Consider the following 16,218-nt stretch of genomic DNA (forward strand, 5'->3'; position numbering starts at 1 on the left):
GCCGGAGGACTGAAAATTCAAGCTTAAAAAAAGTGGGATCGCCTTCGGCGATCCCATTCCAAGACAGTTTACATGGCCGCAGTTGTTTTTGCAGCCTCGTCGATCGTGTCTGCGATCTCCTTGGCGCGGGTGATGAACAGGGCGTGGCTGCCGGAGACCTTGGTGATCTTGGCCTTCATGCGCTCTGCCATATGAACCAGCATGGCCTGATCGAAGGCCTTGTCTTCCGTTGCGATCACAGCCCAACTCGGCTTGCTGCGCCAGGCGGCATTCTTCAACTTTGTACCGAAGGACGACATGTTGATCGGCACCTGGGAGTCGCGCATGAAGGCCGCCTGCTCGTCGCTGACGTCATGGGCAAAACCCTGCTTGAACATTGCCGGCTTGACGAAACCGAACCCGTCGGCACCGATCTCGATGACGAAATCCGGCGTCGGAGCAAAACCTTCATACTGCTGCGCCGTCGTTTCACCGGCATCCGGCGACAGGGCCGATACAAAGACCAGCCCCGCAACTTTGGGATGGACGCCAGCTTCCGTGATCACCGTGCCGCCCCAGGAGTGACCGACGAGGATGGTCGGGCCGTCCTGCTGGTCGAGCAAGCGGGTGGTGGAGGCGACATCATCTTCGAGTGATGTGAGCGGATTCTGGACGATCTGGACGTGATAGCCGCGCTTCGTCAGTTCATCGTAGACGCCTCGCCATCCGGCTCCATCGGCAAAGGCACCGTGAACGAGAACGACGTTCTTCACGGGAGCGGCGTTGGCCAAAACCGGGGTAAACATCGCGAGCGCAAGGGTCGCCGCGGTCGCCAGGCTGACGGTGAGCTGGGTCATTTCCATTGTCGTGTTCCTTCTTTGGAGTTTGCTTGTGAAGCGTTGAAACCACCTCCGCGCCGGGCAACGGACTGGGAAACGTTGCCCAGCTGGAGGTTGCTGAACCGACCCATCTGGAGGGGACATGGGTCCGTCGATCAGCACCTGTAGAATTGCAGGGGATGCCCACCGGGCCTATCAGCTATCCGTCTCGCCAAGGTATCCCATGGTATGATCTGACTAGACGTTACATTGATCGGGGCCGCACACGCAGGCACGGGATCGCTGAACCGGCGCGCAATACGTTAGAGTTTTCTTACATTACGCGACATGCGAGCCGGCAGGCTGGAGGTGCCTTAACGTTCAGACTGCCGAGACTTCAAAGCTCTGGCGGGATAATCGAGATGGGACCTGGTCAGACCGATATCCTTGAGCAGGGAGTCCGGCATGTTTCGTAGCGTCTCGATATCCTTGCGCCGTCCTTGCCAGCGGCGAAAGCGCCGATAGATGCCTTCCATAGCGTTGGTGTCGTGCGGGCGCACCGCTCGCGCGATAAGCAACTGTCGCAGATTGTTGATCATCCGTGTCACCGTCCTTGTAAGCGCACCTTCGGCCGATGAGGTTCGGCTGGTGCCATTGAACTGGACACGGTTTTCCAGGATGCGTGACGCACCAGAATTTCAGGGACACAAAAATTGCTTACGGATGAAACGGACAGCGAAAGTTCCGTGCTCCGGTGAGGAGGACCTAAGGCTTTCCGCGCACACTCTCATTGCAAGGCAGGCAGGACAAAGGAGAACCGCGCACCACCCAGACGACTGCCATTGTCGGCGCTCATTTTCCCGCCATGCGCCTCGATGATGGAGCGCGAGATTGGCAGCCCCATCCCCATGCCGCCATCCTTTGTGGTAAAGAAGCTCTCGAAGATCCGGCCCGTTCCCTCCACGGGAATTCCCGGACCTGAATCCTCCACCGAACAGCAAACCTGCGCCCCTTCATCCGTCGTGCACAGAACGACCTCGCGGCGCTCGCAAGGGGCCGCGGAAATGGCCTGGATCGCGTTGACCGCCATGTTTACGATGACTTGCTGAAGTTGAATGCGGTCGACTGTGACACGTGCCGAGCCAGGCGAAGGCAAATGAACGACATTCACCTTGTGCGCCTGGAACTCGTGGCGCAGGAAAAGCACGGCTTCGGCCACCAGTTCGTCCAGCGAGACGATTTCCTCGTCCTGCATTCGATGGCTTGCCATGCTGCGAACGCGCGCGATGACGCTGGCGGCGCGCTGCGCGTCGGCAACGATACGCATCACGATATCCCGGACCTCGGAAAGTTCGGGATTGGGGCGGTTCAACCACCGCAGGCCAGCCTCCCCATAGGTGGTGATGGCGGCAAGCGGCTGATTGACCTCGTGGGCGATGGATGCCGTCAACTCTCCCAGCATCGAGATCCGCGCCGCATGAGCATACTCCGCCTCGATATGCCGCAGCCTGCGCTCCGCCTGCTTTTTTTCCGTCGTGTCGATGAACGCGCTGATGGTTACGCCAAGCTTTGCCATGGCGGGAGGGAAGGTTACCGTCAGCGTCCCCTCCCGCACCCTGCCGTCGAGCGTGGTCAGAGAGATTTCTTCCGCATAATTCTCAAGGCTTTTGTACCGGTTTTGCAAAAGGCGAGCATAATTTTCCGGGTGGTTACCGAAGAACGGGACCACCGATCCCCCCTTCAGCTCATCGTGATGTGCGGCACCCAGGAGTTTGAGCGCTGCGTCATTCGCCTGCTCGACGACAGTATTTTCCATCGCGTGCCGCAGGAAATCCGGATGCTTGGCGAGATGCGCGCCCAAATCCGGGACACCCTGCTCCTTGAGATCCTGGAGAACCCCCAGAAGTGCAGCGGACCTGATCTGAAAAACAGGAAGAGGCAGATGCTGGAAGAGGTCGCGGAACCGCTGCTCGCTGTGTTCAAGCTCGTTAAAGGCGTTTACGCGTTCGCTGATGTCGGTGACGGCGGCAAGCCCCCGGCGACGATCATCTGCTGAAAACCAGAGCGTGAACTGCGCATCGAATTCGGTTCCATCAAGACGCCTCAGGCGGGTCTCGATCGTCACGCTGGCGTCATTCACCAGGACGTTCAGAACAGCCGCGGCACCATCCAACCAGCGGTCCGGCGACCAGAAATGATCGAGCGTGCCGAGAAGGTCTGACTTCTGATTTCCTCCGAACAAGATCAGCGTCTGATCATTGACATCGACGATCGTCGTCGCGCTGAGGATACGTGCAACGCAATCGGGATAATTGCGCAGGTAATCAACGATATCGCCGTCCGCTGAGAGGCCATTTTCTTCAAGGAGATCGTTGATGATCGTGAGGTCGAGCTCCCAGAACGACACGGTCATCGCCTGGAAAAGGTCTTGATACCGCCGCTCGCTGCGGCGCAGCGCCTGCTCTGCCAAATTGCGCTCGGTGAAATCGATGAAACTGCAGACAGCCCGATCCTGAAGATAACCGTGCCGTGCCGTCGCAAACAGGACCTGGATGGTACTGCCATCGAGACACCTCAATGTCACCTCGGACTGGAAAAATTCCTCACCCCGATAACGGGCCTCGAAGGATTTTCTGAGCACCGGCATCCCAAGGTCCCAATAGGGCGTGAGATCCCCAAGAATGTCCTCCTCCCGTTCACCAGCCATCATATGGACATGCGTCGGATTGGACTGCACGACCTTCATGGCGCGCAATGCGGCCTCCATGAACTCGGGATGCTCGTCAAGGTATGGTGACAGATCGGTCACGCCCTGCTGGCGAAGCTCGCGAAACATCTCGGCAAGCCCGCTGGCATCAATCTCGGCGAGGGCGATCGGCAAGTGATCGAAGACGTGCTTGTAACGCAGCTCGCTGGACTTCAGTTCATCAAACGCCTGCCGCTCAGGCGAAACGTCCCGGACGGACAACAGCACATAAATATGGTCTGCGTCCGCAGACGCCGGAACGACGGCCAATTCCGCGTCGAAGGTTCCGCCATCCCTCCGCGTCAGTTGGCAGGAGCCGCGTGCATGGCTTGCACCCAGAAGGACCGACAGGATCGTATCGACAAAGATATCGGCACTCTCTTCGGGCCAGAAGGAGGCCAGGTCCCGACCGACAGGGCCGAATACTGCCTTGGCTGCACGCGAAAGCGCGTGCCCTGACGGGTCCACCTCCGCAACCCTTGCGGATCGCATCATCTGGCGAACGAGGTGTGGCTCGGATTTCAGACTGTCGCGCAAGCTCATTCTCTGGTCGGCGCCAAGAGCGGCAAGGCTCTTGGCCACCGCTGTGACGTCAATCGGCACGACAACGACGCCGGCGGCATCCAGCAGACGGACCAGACTGTCGTTGCGAACCGGCCCTTCGGCACTGACAAGAGGACGCGACGTCTCGAAGAGAGCGACGGGTTGCCCATCCGCATCTCGCTGCACCTTCACCGTTACGGAGACAGTCACCGACGTGGGCGTTCCTCTCGTCACGCGATTGACCGTGCCGGACCAGTCAGAGGCAATCACGGGGTTGTCGCACGCCTGCTGTCGCACATCATCTGACACGGGTTCGAACAGGGCGTCCAGGGGCGCGCCGAGTGCTTGCTCGCGCGAGATGCCATAGATCTTCTCTGCTGCGCGGTTCCAGCCTGTGACGCGACCGGCAAGCTCCCGAATGATGATGCAATCATCCATAAGATCGATGATCTCGCTGCAATCTCGACCGGAACTCATGACGGCATCTGTCTCCTGAAATCATCGCAGCGTCTTGGAAGACCAAAAATTCGGGGTAAAGCTGTCGAGGCAAATGCGCCAATGCGCCGCAAAAGCTTGGGCAAGCATGACTAGCCTAGCGCAATCCAGATTGAAGATCTTGTTCAATCACGACGTTGTTGGCAATGGAAGCCGAACGGATGCCTCTTCCTGACGGTACGCAAGGTCGAAAACCAAGGTCGCGCCGACGCTTCGGGCTCCCCGACCGCGGTGCAATCAAAACGCTTCCCATCGAATTGTTTTCTTGGCATGACCTTGGACTTGAAGTTACAGATTCCTTCGTCCACGCAAGGGGCCACCGGTGAAGAAAAACGCACCGTTCATCTACATTATCGATGATGATGAATCTATTCGGCGCTCTCTCGACCACCTTTTCCGCTCGGTTGGCTTTGCGACGCACACCTTTGTTTCGACCCAGGAATTTCTGGCAGCCGAGCGCCCCGATGCAGACGCTTGCCTGGTTCTCGATATCCGCCTTCAGGGAACGAGCGGGCTGGATTTCCAACAGCAACTGGCGCAGTCCGGCATCGAAATCCCGGTTGTTCTGATGACGGGACATGGGGATATCCCGATGTCCGTGCGGGGTATGAAGGCAGGCGCCGTAGATTTCCTGACAAAACCCTTCCGCGATCAGGATATGCTCGACGCGGTGGGCGCGGCACTGAAGCTCGACCGCGCACGGCGCGTCAGTCGCGAGGAATTTGCCAGTATCGAGCAAAGATATCAATCGCTTACCTTGCGCGAGCAGCAGGTCATGCTGATGGTGACCAGGGGCCTTCTCAACAAGCAGGTGGCCGGTGATCTCGGCATCAGCGAAGTTACCGTAAAGATCCACCGGGGCTCGGCGATGAAAAAGATGGGTGCCCGAACCCTCCCGGACCTCGTGCGCATGGCGGATGCCCTCAAGCTCAGGGACATAAAAGAAGCAGGTAACACTAGCGTATGATATCCGTGGCGGGCGAAGTGTGCGATTGAGGGCGCTTGACATCCCTTTGCCGAAAAGGCCCAACTTGATGCCCGCGTCCAGGAATGTGCATATCGCAGTGATCGATGATGATGACTCCTTCCGCACCGCGACGGAGGGCCTGATCAGATCGCTCGGATATGACGTGTCGGGCCACGCCTCTGCAGAAGCCTTCCTGGATATGAGAGCGGTTTGGGATGCCGACTGCATCATCTCAGACATCCAGATGCCCGGCATGACCGGAATTGAACTCAAGGAACGGCTGAATGCGGAAGGGTCCACCGTCGCCGTGATCTTTGTCTCGGCCCGGATCGATCCGACCTTGCCACGCAAGGTGAAGGAATGCGGCGGATTGATCCTGCTGCAAAAACCTTTCCAGGGGCAGGTCTTGATCGATGCGATCCATCAGGCAATCAGCCATCTGGAGCCTGAATAAGGGCAATGGCAGAGACCAAAGCACCTTGAACCTACGCCGCCCTTTCGTCGCGGCGGCATAGGTCGAGTTCGGTACTATCGCGTGCCGTCCAAAATCTTCAAACCGTCGGGATGGTTCCGCCGTCGATGACATGTTCGGTTCCGGTGATCGAGGCGGCGCGATCCGATGCGAGGAACGCGATGAGATTGGCGACCTCTTCAGGCTTGCTCGGCCGGCCGAGCGGGATGCCGCCGAGACTGTCCATGATGATCTTCTTGCCGCCTTCGTAATCGGTATTGGCCTGTGCAGCCAGCCGTTCGGCAAGGCGTACCGAGGCTTCGGTTTCGATCCAGCCCGGCGAAACGCGCACGACACGGACGCCCTGCGGCGCCACCTCTTTGGACAGGGCCTTGCTGTAGGTCGACAATGCAGCCTTTGCAGCGGCATAGGCCGTCGTGGATTCCGGCAAAGGCAGGGTGCGCTGGATGGAGGTGACGTGGATCACGACGCCTCGCCGCTGCGCCACCATCTGCGGCACAAGCAGCTTGTCCAGGCGAACGGCTGGAAACAGGTTCGAGTTCAGCTCCTCTTGCCAATCCCCCTCGCCAAGCGCTGCAAAACCGCCACCCGGTGCCGATGAGCCGCCCAGCATATGGACGATGATATCGACCCCGCCCAACCGTTCGCGCACTGCTTGCGCCACGATGGCACAGCCTTCCGCCGTTTTGAGGTCGGCGGCAACGAACAGATCCTCCGGCAAGCTATCGGGCCGGGAGCGAGCCGTTGCAAGAACGCGCGCACCGAGGCTTCGAAAGAGGCCTGTCGTTGCCCCGCCCGCGCCCTTGGTGCCGGCGGTGATAAGCGCGCGTTTTCCTTCGAGAGCAAGAAAGCTGGTCATTGGCCGATCTCCAGTTCCCGGATTTTGCCTGTCTCGAGAACGAAGCGGAAATGCAGTTGCGCGGGGCTGCCCGCGAAGTTTCCGCTCACGCTCGCAAGCACCTCGATGGTCTCGCCATTCTGGTCCGCGCTGAGTGGCTGTGCCGCGTGCTGGTACTTTGCCTTGGCATTCCGCCACCAGCTGCGGATGGCGGGAAGACCGCGGTGGGTGGCTCCCTCATCCTTCACGATGGCTGTATCGCAGAATGCGCTAAACAGCGCATTCTCGTCGCCGGTCCGGTCGGCATCGAAGTAGGTCTTCAAGACATCTGGCAAAATCATTGGGGCTATCCTTGTTCCGATGATGGCTGAAGGTTAGCACTTGACGATTATGAACATAATCGGGACAAATCGGGATGAGGAATTGAGAAAGTCGGGACAATGGAACGAGGCGCACTCGAGGACCTGCACGCGGTTCTGGCGATCGCCCGAAAGGGCACCTTTCGCGCGGCAGCCGTGGAGCTCAACATGTCGACGACGGCGCTCAGCCATGCGATCGCACGGCTTGAGGCAAACCTTGGAGTGCGCCTGTTCAACCGAACGACGCGGAGCCTTTCCCTGACCGGTGCCGGCAGGATTTTTGTTGACGAGGTCGGGCCTGCGCTGCAAGACATCCGCGGTGCGCTCGATGCGGTCCGGTCCGAACGTGACACGCCGTCCGGCACATTGCGCATCAACGCCGCCCCTTTTGCGGCACAGGCCATCATGGCACCGCTCGTGATTGAATATCTTCGGCGCTTTCCCGATATGACGGTCGATCTGGTCACCGAAGGGCGCCTGATGGATATCGTGGCCGACGGTTTCGACCTCGGTGTCCGCGTGGCGGGACTGGTTCCAAGCGACATGATCTCGGTATCGCTCGGCCAGCCGCAGCGATATGCCGTTGTCGCCTCCCCCTCCTACGTTGCATCGCATCCGATGCCGATGGCGCCTCCGGATCTCCTCAAGCATCACTGCATCCGGGTGCGCCTTCCAGATGGCGCCCTCTTCAGATGGCGCTTTGAAAAGGACGGGCAGACGATCCAACTCGATGTTCAGGGCCCCATCATTCTCGATGAGGCGAACCTTGCGCGGACAGCCGTGATGGAGAATGTCGGCATCGGCTACTTCATGGAGCAGAATGTCATCGAGGATATCAGGGCGGGTCGCCTGGTCCGGATCCTGGATGATTGGACACCCGCCTTTCCGGGCCTGTGCCTCTATTATCCCGGCCGCCGAAACCTCCCCGTCGGCGTCAGGGAGTTTCTCAACCTGGCCCGCAGCCACGCGGCAAAGACCTTGAGGGCCGATAGTCCCGTTTGAGACGCCCGTCGGCTTCAGCCGACAAGCGAAACCCGTGGCTGACCATTCGTGTTGCAAATGGCAGGAGAAGACCCGCCGAGCCGCGGCCGTCCGCTGTCTATCGACCGCAACGTCCCGCGGTCCTGGCGGGACGGGCGATGGAAGACCGGCCACACGACGACCGGTCTTCCGCGAGATCATCGCGCGTGTTGCGCCGCTTCCTCGATGAGATCTGCCACTGCCTTTGGCTGCGAGACCATCACCACATGGGACGCTCCTTCAACGACAACCGTTCGCTTCGATGCTGCGCGCTCGGCCATGAAGCCCAGAGCCCGTGCGGGGATGTTCTTGTCGCCATCGCCGTAGACAAAATAGGACGGCAGCGCCTTCCAGGCCGGCTTGCCTGACTTTTCCGTGAGCGCCGCCTGCGTGATCGGCCGCTGACCGGCCGCCATGAGCGCAGCCTCCCCGACGCTCACGTCATGGGCAAACTGATCGTGGAACTTCTCCTGATCGATGGAGAGATCGATGCCGCCATCGGCGAGCTTGACAGGTGCGGCAAGCGCCTGCGCAAGCGTGCCGCCCGGAAACTTGCCGGCAAGATCGGCGGCCGCTTCGCCTTCTTCTGGCGCAAAGGCCGCCACATAAACCAGCGCCTTGACGTTATCCTTGCCATTGGCAGCGGTCGTGATCACCTGGCCGCCATAAGAATGGCCGACGAGAACGACGGGCCCTTCGATGCTTGCGACAATGTCCGAGACATAGGCCGCATCGGACGAGACGCTGCGCAACGGATTGGCCGCGGCAACGACAGGGTAGCCATCCTTCTGCAGGATCCGGGTGACGCCGTTCCAGCTTGAGGAATCGGCAAAGGCGCCATGAACGAGCACGACGGTAGGCTTGGCAGGCTCAGCCACCGCGTTCCCCGACAGCAGAGCGCCGACAACCGCAAGGCTTGCAACAAACTTGGACATGATGGTTCCTTTCTTAGGAAAGCAGGGTGATGTTGGACGAAGAAATATCTGGCTGGTGAAGCTGCGGCTGTTCAGCCGCGGATGAAGGCGAGAACGTCGGCGTTGAATTGGTCGGCCTCGGTCTCTGCCAGCCCATGGGAGCCGCCCGGGTAGACCTTGAGCGTTGCTCCGGCGACGAGTTCCGCAGCCCGGTGAGCCGAGGCCTCGATCGGCACGATCTGGTCGTCATCGCCATGGATGATCAGCGTCGGACGGTCGATGCTCTTCAGGTCCTGCGTATAATCCACCTCGGAGAATTCGCGGATGCAATCATACTGGCCCTTGATGCCGCCCTGCAGGCCGATACGCCGGAAGTTCTCACGCAAGCCCTCATTCGTGGCGACGCCATCCCGGTTAAAGCCGTAGAAGGGGATCGTCAGATCGAAGAAGAACTGCGAGCGGTTCTTCGCCGTGTTCTCACGGATGCTGTCAAAGACCTCCATCGGCGTCCCCTTCGGGTTGTCGGCGGTCTTCAGCATCAGCGGCGGGACTGCGCCCACCAGAACCACCTTGGCGACACGCGCCGTGCCGTGGCGGCCGATATAATGCGAGACCTCGCCACCGCCGGTGGAATGGCCAACCAGGATCAGGTCGGACAGGTCGAGCGCCTCGATCAATTCGGCAAGATCATCGGCATACTGGTCCATGTGATTGCCGTTGAAGGTCTGATCCGAGCGACCGTGGCTGCGGCGGTCATGGGCGATGACCCTGAAGCCGTTCTGGCTGAAGAACAGCATCTGCTGGTCCCAGGCGTCCGACGAGAGCGGCCAGCCGTGGGCAAACAGGATGGGCTGACCTGCGCCCCAGTCCTTGTAGAAAAGGCGGGTTCCATCGGTGGTGGTGAAAGTGGACATGTCGTTCTCCTGTGCGATGTTTTGTTGGCGATTGATTTGTGTGCGATCTATATGCCTGATGCTTTTCCGCCTGTCAATCGCTTGCAATTAGATCGCCTACAAATTATTTTACAGGAAAGGAGACAACCATGACCGACACTCTATCCGACGACGACGCAAGCCTGCCAGACGTGACCGGAATGCTCTGCTTTTCGCTCTACTCCGCAGGCCACGCCTTCACCCAGCTCTACAGACCCTTGCTGGACGAGCTCGGCCTTACCTATCCGCAATACCTGGTGATGGTGACGCTGTGGAACCGTGACGGCCAGAACGTCAAGGAACTCGGCCAGGCCCTGTTTCTGGATTCCAGCACGCTGACGCCCCTGTTGAAGCGACTGGATGCGGCGGGCCTGATCACCAGGACCCGCAATCCCAAAGACGAGCGCGAGGTCCTCATTCATCTAACGACAAAGGGACAAGCGCTGAAAGCCTCGGCAAGGGATGTGATGCGCTGTATCGAGGAGGCTGTCGGAATGGACGCAGACACAGTCAAAGCCATCAAGGCCTCGGTGGACAAGATCCGGGACACGATCAGGCAATAGGGCCGCAATAGTGGCCGCGCGTCAAAACCGCCTTCCTAAAAGGCAGTCTGGAATCACGCTCCGCCTGTCTTGTCAAATTCGGGCCGCTCAAACGCGCAAACAGGGATCGGTTGCTCTTTGTCCAACTTGCGGATCTCGACGAGGCAGGTCTGGGCGCCACAGCCCTGAGAAAGCGACGAGGCAGGCACATCCATGGTCACAGCGTTGGGATTGCCATGACGCTCGATCTTCCTGTCATGGTCCAGATCGAACCAGGCCCCGGTGGACAGGCGTGCGACGCCCGGCATGATCGCATCTGAGACGATTACCGCCGAAATCAGGCGGCCGCGGGCATTGAAGACCTCGACCAGATCGCCGGCCTCGATACCGAGTGCGGCGGCGTCCGTGGGGTGAATGTGGATCGGTTCGCGGCCGGAAACCTTGCCAGCCTTGCTGTGCGGGCTGGCATCCAGCTGGCTGTGCAGCCGTCGCATGGGTTGATCAGAGATGAGATGCAGGGTGGATGCCCGTCTGCCAGAGAGACCAAGCCACTCCGGCGGTTCAAACCACGTGGGATGGCCTGGACAATCTGCCAACGAAAACCCGTCGATCGTCTCGGAAAAGATCTCGATGCGCCCCGATGGCGTAGACAGGGGATATTGGTCGGGAGCCGCACGAAAGTCCTCCAGCATCACGACGGGTGCCGTGTGCGAGCTTAGATCCAGCAGGCCTGCATGCCAGAACTCATCGAAATCGGGCAGGTCGACATTCAGGGCCGCAGCGTTTTCGCGGCTGACGGCGTAAATGCGCCGCAGCCACGCCGCCTCGTCGAGACCTTCGGAAAAGTCGACGCCAAGCCGCTTCGCCAAGGCATCGAAGATGTCGAAATCACTGCGCGACTGGCCGAACGGATCCTCCACCTTTTTCATCGCCACGATGAAGTCCTCACCGCTTGAGGCGGCGATGTCGTTGCGTTCCAGCGGCGTCGTCACAGGAAGGACAATATCGGCAAGCTTTGCGGTCGACGTCCAGTACGGCTCGTTGACGACGATCGTCTCCGGCTTTTCCCAAGCCTTCAGCAGCCGGTTGAGATCCTGGTGATGATGGAAGGGATTGCCGCCCGCCCAGTAGACCAGCCTGATATCGGGATAGCCGTATACCTTGCCGTTATAGGTGAAATTTTTGCCCGGATTGAGCAGCATATCGGCAATGCGCGCCACCGGAATGAAGGTCTTGACGGGGTTTCGGCCTTGCGGAAAATCTCCGAACTTGAAGCAAACATTGCCATGGCCGACGGAGTTCATCGCGCCATAGCCGAGGCCGAAACCACCACCGGGCAGACCGATCTGGCCGAGCATGGCCGCAAGGGTAATCAGCATCCAGAAGGGCTGCTCGCCATGCACCGCCCGTTGCAGAGACCAGGAGACGTTGAGCATCGTCCGTCTTGCGGCCATTTCCCTGGCGAGCATCACGATGCGGTCTGCCGGCACGCCACAGATTGACGATGCCCATGCGGGTGTCTTGGGGACGCCGTCCTCCTGCCCCAGGAGATAGGGCCTGAACCGGTCGTAGCCGACACAGTGGCTCTTCAGGAATTCAACATCGGCAAGACCCTCGGTGTCCAGCACGTAAGCCAGGGCCAGCATCAGCGCCACATCGGTATTGGGGCGGATTGCCAGCCATTCGCTTTCCACCGGCATATTGTCGGAGACGGGGCTGATGTTGACGAAGCGCGTGCCGGCCTGCGCCATGCGCCGCATTCCTGCGACAACGCGATGACGGCCGGGGCCGCCTTGCGATATCTGGGCGTTTTTGACGGGCACGCCACCAAAGGTAACGAACAACTCCGTCTCCTTTGCCATCACGTCCCAGGACGTATGCTGATTGAAAAGGCTGCTGAAACCGTCGATCACATGCGGCAGGATGACCTTGCCCGCCCCCAGACTGTAACTGTCGACATGGCTGACATAGCCGCCGATCAGGTTCAGGAAGCGGTGGACCTGGCTTTGTGCGTGATGAAAGCGACCGGCGCTTGCCCAGCCGTAAGATCCGCCGAAGATCGCATTGTTGCCGAAGTCTTCGCGGATCCGCTGGAACTCACCGGCCAGAAGATCAAGCGCGACATCCCATTCAACCTCGACGAAAGGCTCGCGCCCGCGAAGATGAGGGTTGGAACCCGGACCGTTCTCCAGCCAGCTCTTGCGGATGGAAGGCTTTGCGATCCGGACCTGCCTGAGGTCGTTGGACGCCATGTAGAGGCCGATCGGTGACGGATCCGGATCTTCCGCGGTCGCCGTTATGGACAGGTCACCATTGCCGATTCGGGCAATGTCGTAAACGCCCCAATGGCTGGCAGTGTGGATCTTGCTGTTGGGTAACCCGTGGGGGAGCTTCACTTCACGGCCACCAACTGCGCTTCGCGCCGGCCAAGGGCTTCAAGGACGATACGTGCGCCGTCTTCTATCGCGTGCTCGATCGCCGCGCGCGCCTCCTCGGCCTGCCCCTTCTGAAGGGCCTGCATCAGATCGTCGTAGTTGTGGTGCTCATTCGATGCCGACTGGGCTTCCGGATAAAGGTAATTGAAGCCGGGGCCAGCCTTCAGCCACAGCATCTCAATGACCCCGAGCAGCGTCGGCATGCGGGCGGCCGCATAGAGTACGAAGCGAAACTCCTTGTTCAGCGTGAGCGCCAGATGCTGATCCTTGTCGGCCTTGGCCGAGAGATATTTCTTCAACAGCGCCTGCATCTGCCCGATGTCCTGCGCACCGATCTGGGTGGCCGCCTTGAATGCGGCAAGACCCTCGACCGATTTGCGGATCTCGGAAATCTCTGAATACTGGGCGACAGTCATTGTCGGCACACGGAAGGACTGTGCGGGCTCCGCCGTCAGGACACCGGAGGCTGCAAAGCGAACAAGCGCCTCCCGCACGGGCGTAATGCTCATGCCAAGCGATTCAGCCAGATCCTTCGTGACCAGCCGCGTTCCGGGCTCCAGTCGCCCTTCGATCAGAGCCGCGCGAATTTCCTCTTCAACATGGGTGACGAGGCTCTTTCTGGGGGCTGCGTTGAACAAAGCTGTACTCACATCTTCCTCACTTTTGGAAAATTTGCCCGTTTTTTAACACGGATTCAAAATTGCCCATATCTTGCTCAGAGAGAATATATCATATATCGTCATGTCATCAACAGCCCGCCAGCACGAGGCCGGAGGGCGCCACGTGGATATGAGATACAAAACCCAGAGGAAGTGAAGGCCCGATGAGAAAATTTGCCGCTCTCGCTCTTGCAGCGTCAATGCTACTGCCCATCACCGCTGCAATTGCAGAGGCTGCCAACCTGACTGTCGGGCGCGGCGCCTCCACCACCGCCATGGATCCCGGCTTCCTCAAGGAAAGCGCGACGATCGTCGACAACATCTTCGATACACTCGTCATGCGCGACAAGGATATGAAACTTGTTCCGGGCCTCGCCACGTCCTGGACCGCCATCGACGACACGACCTGGGAATTCAAGCTGCGTCCCAACGTGAAGTTCCACAATGGCGAGGCGATGGATGCAGAGGCCGTCAAGTTCACCATCGATCGCGTTCTCGATCCGGCCGCAAAGTCACCGACCGTCTCCTATATCCGCACGATCGACAGCGTCTCCATCGTCGATCCGCTGACGGTCCGCATCAAGACGAAGGGTCCCGATCCGCTCCTGCCAACCCGCATGAGCCGCTATCCCGCCTATATCGTTCCGCCAAAATACGTAAAGGACGTCGGCAATGACGTCTTCGCCCGCAAGCCGGTCGGCACGGGCCCCTACAAGTTCGTCGAATTCATCCCGGATCAGCATGTCATCCTGGAAGCCAACAAGGACTACTGGCGCGGCGCCCCTTCGATCGACAAGGTCACCTGGCGTGCAATTCCAGACGGCACCGCTCGTATCACGGCGCTTCTGACCGGCGAAGTCGATCTGATCGAGAACGTGCCGGTCGATATCGCACCGATGGTCAAGGCGAGCCCGGATGCCGATCTCGTGCAGGTCAAGAACGGTGGCCTCACTATCTATCTCGGCCTGGTGATGAGCGAGAAGCCGCTAGATAACGTCAAGGTCCGCCAGGCGCTCAACATGGCGATCGACCGCCAGTCGATCGTGACCAACATCCTGCAGGGCATGGCCTCGCCGCGCGGCACGCAGGTCGGTGCCGCCGACTTCGGATACAAGGATGTGCCGGTCACCCCGTATGATCCGAAGAAGGCAAAGGCGCTGCTTGCAGAAGCAGGCTTCCCGAACGGCTTCTCGATCAAGGTGCAGTCGACCCACCGCTACATGAAGGATAGTGAGGTGGCCCAGGCGATTGCCCAGCAATTCGGCGATATCGGCGTCAAGGTCGATCAGGAAGTCCTCGACTGGTCCGTCTATACCCAGCAGGTTCCGCGCAAGGGACCGATCTTCATGCTCGGCTGGGGCTCCACCCAGACGCTGGATGCCGACGCTGCGGTCTATGCCATCTTCAAGACCGGCGAACCCTACTCCACGGCCTCCATTCCGGCATTGGACAAGCTGCTCGATGAAAGCCGCTCGATCGTGGACCCGACCAAGCGGGCGGCAGTTTTCAACCAGATCCAGGATCTGGCCGTCGAACAGGTGCCCGTCATCCCGCTCTACCAGGAAGATGCGCTTTACGCCAAGGCGAAATCGGTGACTTTCGAGGGCCGTCCGGACGCGCGTATCCCGATCTTCGACATCAAGAAGCAGTAAGGTCAGCATGACACGGTTCTGGAATGTCAGGGAAAACGCGGACGCCCTGTTCGCCGGGTTCCTGCTGGTAACGGTTCTGGCGCTCTGCGTCCTCGTGCCACTGCTGTGGCCGATCGATCCGGTGCGCGGCACCCTTACCGCGACATTCAAGCCACCACTCTCCATCATCGGCGGAGAGTGGCATCCGCTGGGGACTGACCAGCTCGGGCGAGATCTTTTCGCCCGGCTGGGACTTGGCACGGCGATATCGCTGTCCATCGTTCTCGCCGCCTCTGCCATCTCGGTGGTGCTCGGCACGACACTCGGCATGATCGCCGGTTATTACCGCGGCTGGTTCGACATCATCATCATGCGCGCCGTCGACGTCCAGCTTGCCATTCCGTTCATTCTCCTCATCCTGCTGATCGTTGCTGTCATCGGCCCCAGCATGGGAAATCTGGTTGTCGTGCTCGGCGTCACCGGCTGGGCGGTATTTGCCCGTGTCGCGCGGGCAAAGACGCTGGAAATCCGCGAGCTGGAATATATCGACGCCTCACGCTCCATCGGCCTGTCGGACATGGTCATCATCTTTCGCCATGTCCTGCCGAACATCGTCGGGCCGATCACAGTACTCATGACACTCGACCTGCCGCGGCTGATCATTCTGGAAGCCTCCGTCGGCTTTCTCGGGCTGGGCGTGCGGCCGCCGACCCCGACGCTTGGCAACCTTATCGGTGAAGGCCGCGCCTTTATCCTGCTCGCCAACTGGCTGGTTCTCTACCCGGGCCTCGTCATCGGCGCGCTGGTGATTGGCTGCAACCTCATCGGCGACTGGCTCGTGCGGCGTGCCGACAGCAGGAATACGTAA

The 16,218-nt window shown here is 59.9% G+C and carries 15 protein-coding genes; 6 read left to right on the forward strand and 9 right to left on the reverse strand.

What is annotated here, in order from left to right; all coding sequences use genetic code 11:
• Window positions 1-68 precede the first annotated feature (68 nt).
• From J2858_RS22415 to J2858_RS22425, 3 genes are all read right to left on the reverse strand, one after another.
• Window positions 69-836 carry an alpha/beta hydrolase gene (locus J2858_RS22415; protein ID WP_210107169.1) on the reverse strand — a complete coding sequence of 256 codons (768 nt, stop codon included), beginning with the start codon at window positions 834-836 and terminating at the stop codon, window positions 69-71.
• Window positions 837-1,171: 335 nt separating this feature from the next.
• The gene (locus J2858_RS22420) at window positions 1,172-1,396 is read right to left on the reverse strand and encodes a DUF1127 domain-containing protein (protein ID WP_210107100.1); all 225 of its coding nucleotides are present in this window, start codon (window positions 1,394-1,396) and stop codon (window positions 1,172-1,174) included.
• A gap of 188 nt (window positions 1,397-1,584) precedes the next feature.
• A complete protein-coding gene (locus J2858_RS22425; RefSeq protein WP_210107101.1) occupies window positions 1,585-4,563 on the reverse strand; it encodes a PAS domain S-box protein in 2,979 nt (992 codons plus the stop codon).
• A 340-nt stretch (window positions 4,564-4,903) separates the two neighbouring features.
• On the opposite strand from J2858_RS22425, the gene J2858_RS22430 reads away from it, so the two are divergent.
• A complete protein-coding gene (locus J2858_RS22430; RefSeq protein ID WP_210107102.1) occupies window positions 4,904-5,548 on the forward strand; it encodes a response regulator transcription factor in 645 nt (214 codons plus the stop codon).
• Window positions 5,549-5,615: 67 nt separating this feature from the next.
• Entirely contained in the window at window positions 5,616-6,002 is a 387-nt protein-coding gene (locus J2858_RS22435; RefSeq protein ID WP_245367088.1) for a response regulator transcription factor, read from the forward strand.
• 97 nt (window positions 6,003-6,099) lie between these two features.
• On the opposite strand, the gene J2858_RS22440 is transcribed toward J2858_RS22435, so the two are convergent.
• Together J2858_RS22440 and J2858_RS22445 are read right to left on the reverse strand one after the other, a co-directional pair.
• A complete protein-coding gene (locus J2858_RS22440) occupies window positions 6,100-6,879 on the reverse strand; it encodes an SDR family oxidoreductase (protein ID WP_210107104.1) in 780 nt (259 codons plus the stop codon).
• Window positions 6,876-7,199 (reverse strand): nuclear transport factor 2 family protein, encoded by a 324-nt coding sequence (locus J2858_RS22445; RefSeq protein WP_210107105.1) that lies wholly within the window; start codon window positions 7,197-7,199, stop codon window positions 6,876-6,878. Before J2858_RS22445 ends, J2858_RS22440 begins: the two co-directional genes overlap by 4 nt.
• Window positions 7,200-7,298: 99 nt before the next feature.
• On the opposite strand from J2858_RS22445, the gene J2858_RS22450 reads away from it, so the two are divergent.
• Window positions 7,299-8,219 carry a LysR family transcriptional regulator gene (locus J2858_RS22450; protein WP_210107106.1) on the forward strand — a complete coding sequence of 307 codons (921 nt, stop codon included), beginning with the start codon at window positions 7,299-7,301 and terminating at the stop codon, window positions 8,217-8,219.
• Window positions 8,220-8,395: 176 nt separating this feature from the next.
• Here the strand turns inward: J2858_RS22450 and J2858_RS22455 are convergent, their stop codons facing one another.
• Together J2858_RS22455 and J2858_RS22460 are read right to left on the reverse strand one after the other, a co-directional pair.
• Window positions 8,396-9,172 (reverse strand): alpha/beta fold hydrolase, encoded by a 777-nt coding sequence (locus J2858_RS22455; RefSeq protein ID WP_210107107.1) that lies wholly within the window; start codon window positions 9,170-9,172, stop codon window positions 8,396-8,398.
• Between the two features lie 71 nt (window positions 9,173-9,243).
• The gene (locus J2858_RS22460; protein ID WP_210107108.1) at window positions 9,244-10,065 is read right to left on the reverse strand and encodes an alpha/beta fold hydrolase; all 822 of its coding nucleotides are present in this window, start codon (window positions 10,063-10,065) and stop codon (window positions 9,244-9,246) included.
• Between the two features lie 128 nt (window positions 10,066-10,193).
• On the opposite strand from J2858_RS22460, the gene J2858_RS22465 reads away from it, so the two are divergent.
• Window positions 10,194-10,646 (forward strand): MarR family winged helix-turn-helix transcriptional regulator, encoded by a 453-nt coding sequence (locus J2858_RS22465; protein ID WP_210107109.1) that lies wholly within the window; start codon window positions 10,194-10,196, stop codon window positions 10,644-10,646.
• Window positions 10,647-10,699: 53 nt separating this feature from the next.
• On the opposite strand, the gene J2858_RS22470 is transcribed toward J2858_RS22465, so the two are convergent.
• Together J2858_RS22470 and J2858_RS22475 are read right to left on the reverse strand one after the other, a co-directional pair.
• Complete coding sequence (locus tag J2858_RS22470) at window positions 10,700-13,021, reverse strand: molybdopterin guanine dinucleotide-containing S/N-oxide reductase (RefSeq protein ID WP_210107110.1); 2,322 nt, start codon at window positions 13,019-13,021, stop codon at window positions 10,700-10,702.
• Window positions 13,018-13,710, reverse strand: a complete 693-nt coding sequence (locus J2858_RS22475; RefSeq protein ID WP_210107111.1) for an FCD domain-containing protein — start codon at window positions 13,708-13,710, stop codon at window positions 13,018-13,020. Before J2858_RS22475 ends, J2858_RS22470 begins: the two co-directional genes overlap by 4 nt.
• 209 nt (window positions 13,711-13,919) lie before the next feature.
• On the opposite strand from J2858_RS22475, the gene J2858_RS22480 reads away from it, so the two are divergent.
• On the forward strand, window positions 13,920-15,371 hold the full coding sequence (locus tag J2858_RS22480; protein ID WP_245367052.1) for an ABC transporter substrate-binding protein: 1,452 nt from the start codon (window positions 13,920-13,922) through the stop codon (window positions 15,369-15,371).
• Between the two features lie 7 nt (window positions 15,372-15,378).
• Window positions 15,379-16,218, forward strand: coding sequence for an ABC transporter permease (locus J2858_RS22485; RefSeq protein WP_210107113.1), 840 nt, complete (start codon window positions 15,379-15,381; stop codon window positions 16,216-16,218).

Source organism: Neorhizobium galegae (genome assembly GCF_017877135.1).
Taxonomy (GTDB): Bacteria; Pseudomonadota; Alphaproteobacteria; order Rhizobiales; family Rhizobiaceae; genus Neorhizobium; species Neorhizobium galegae_A.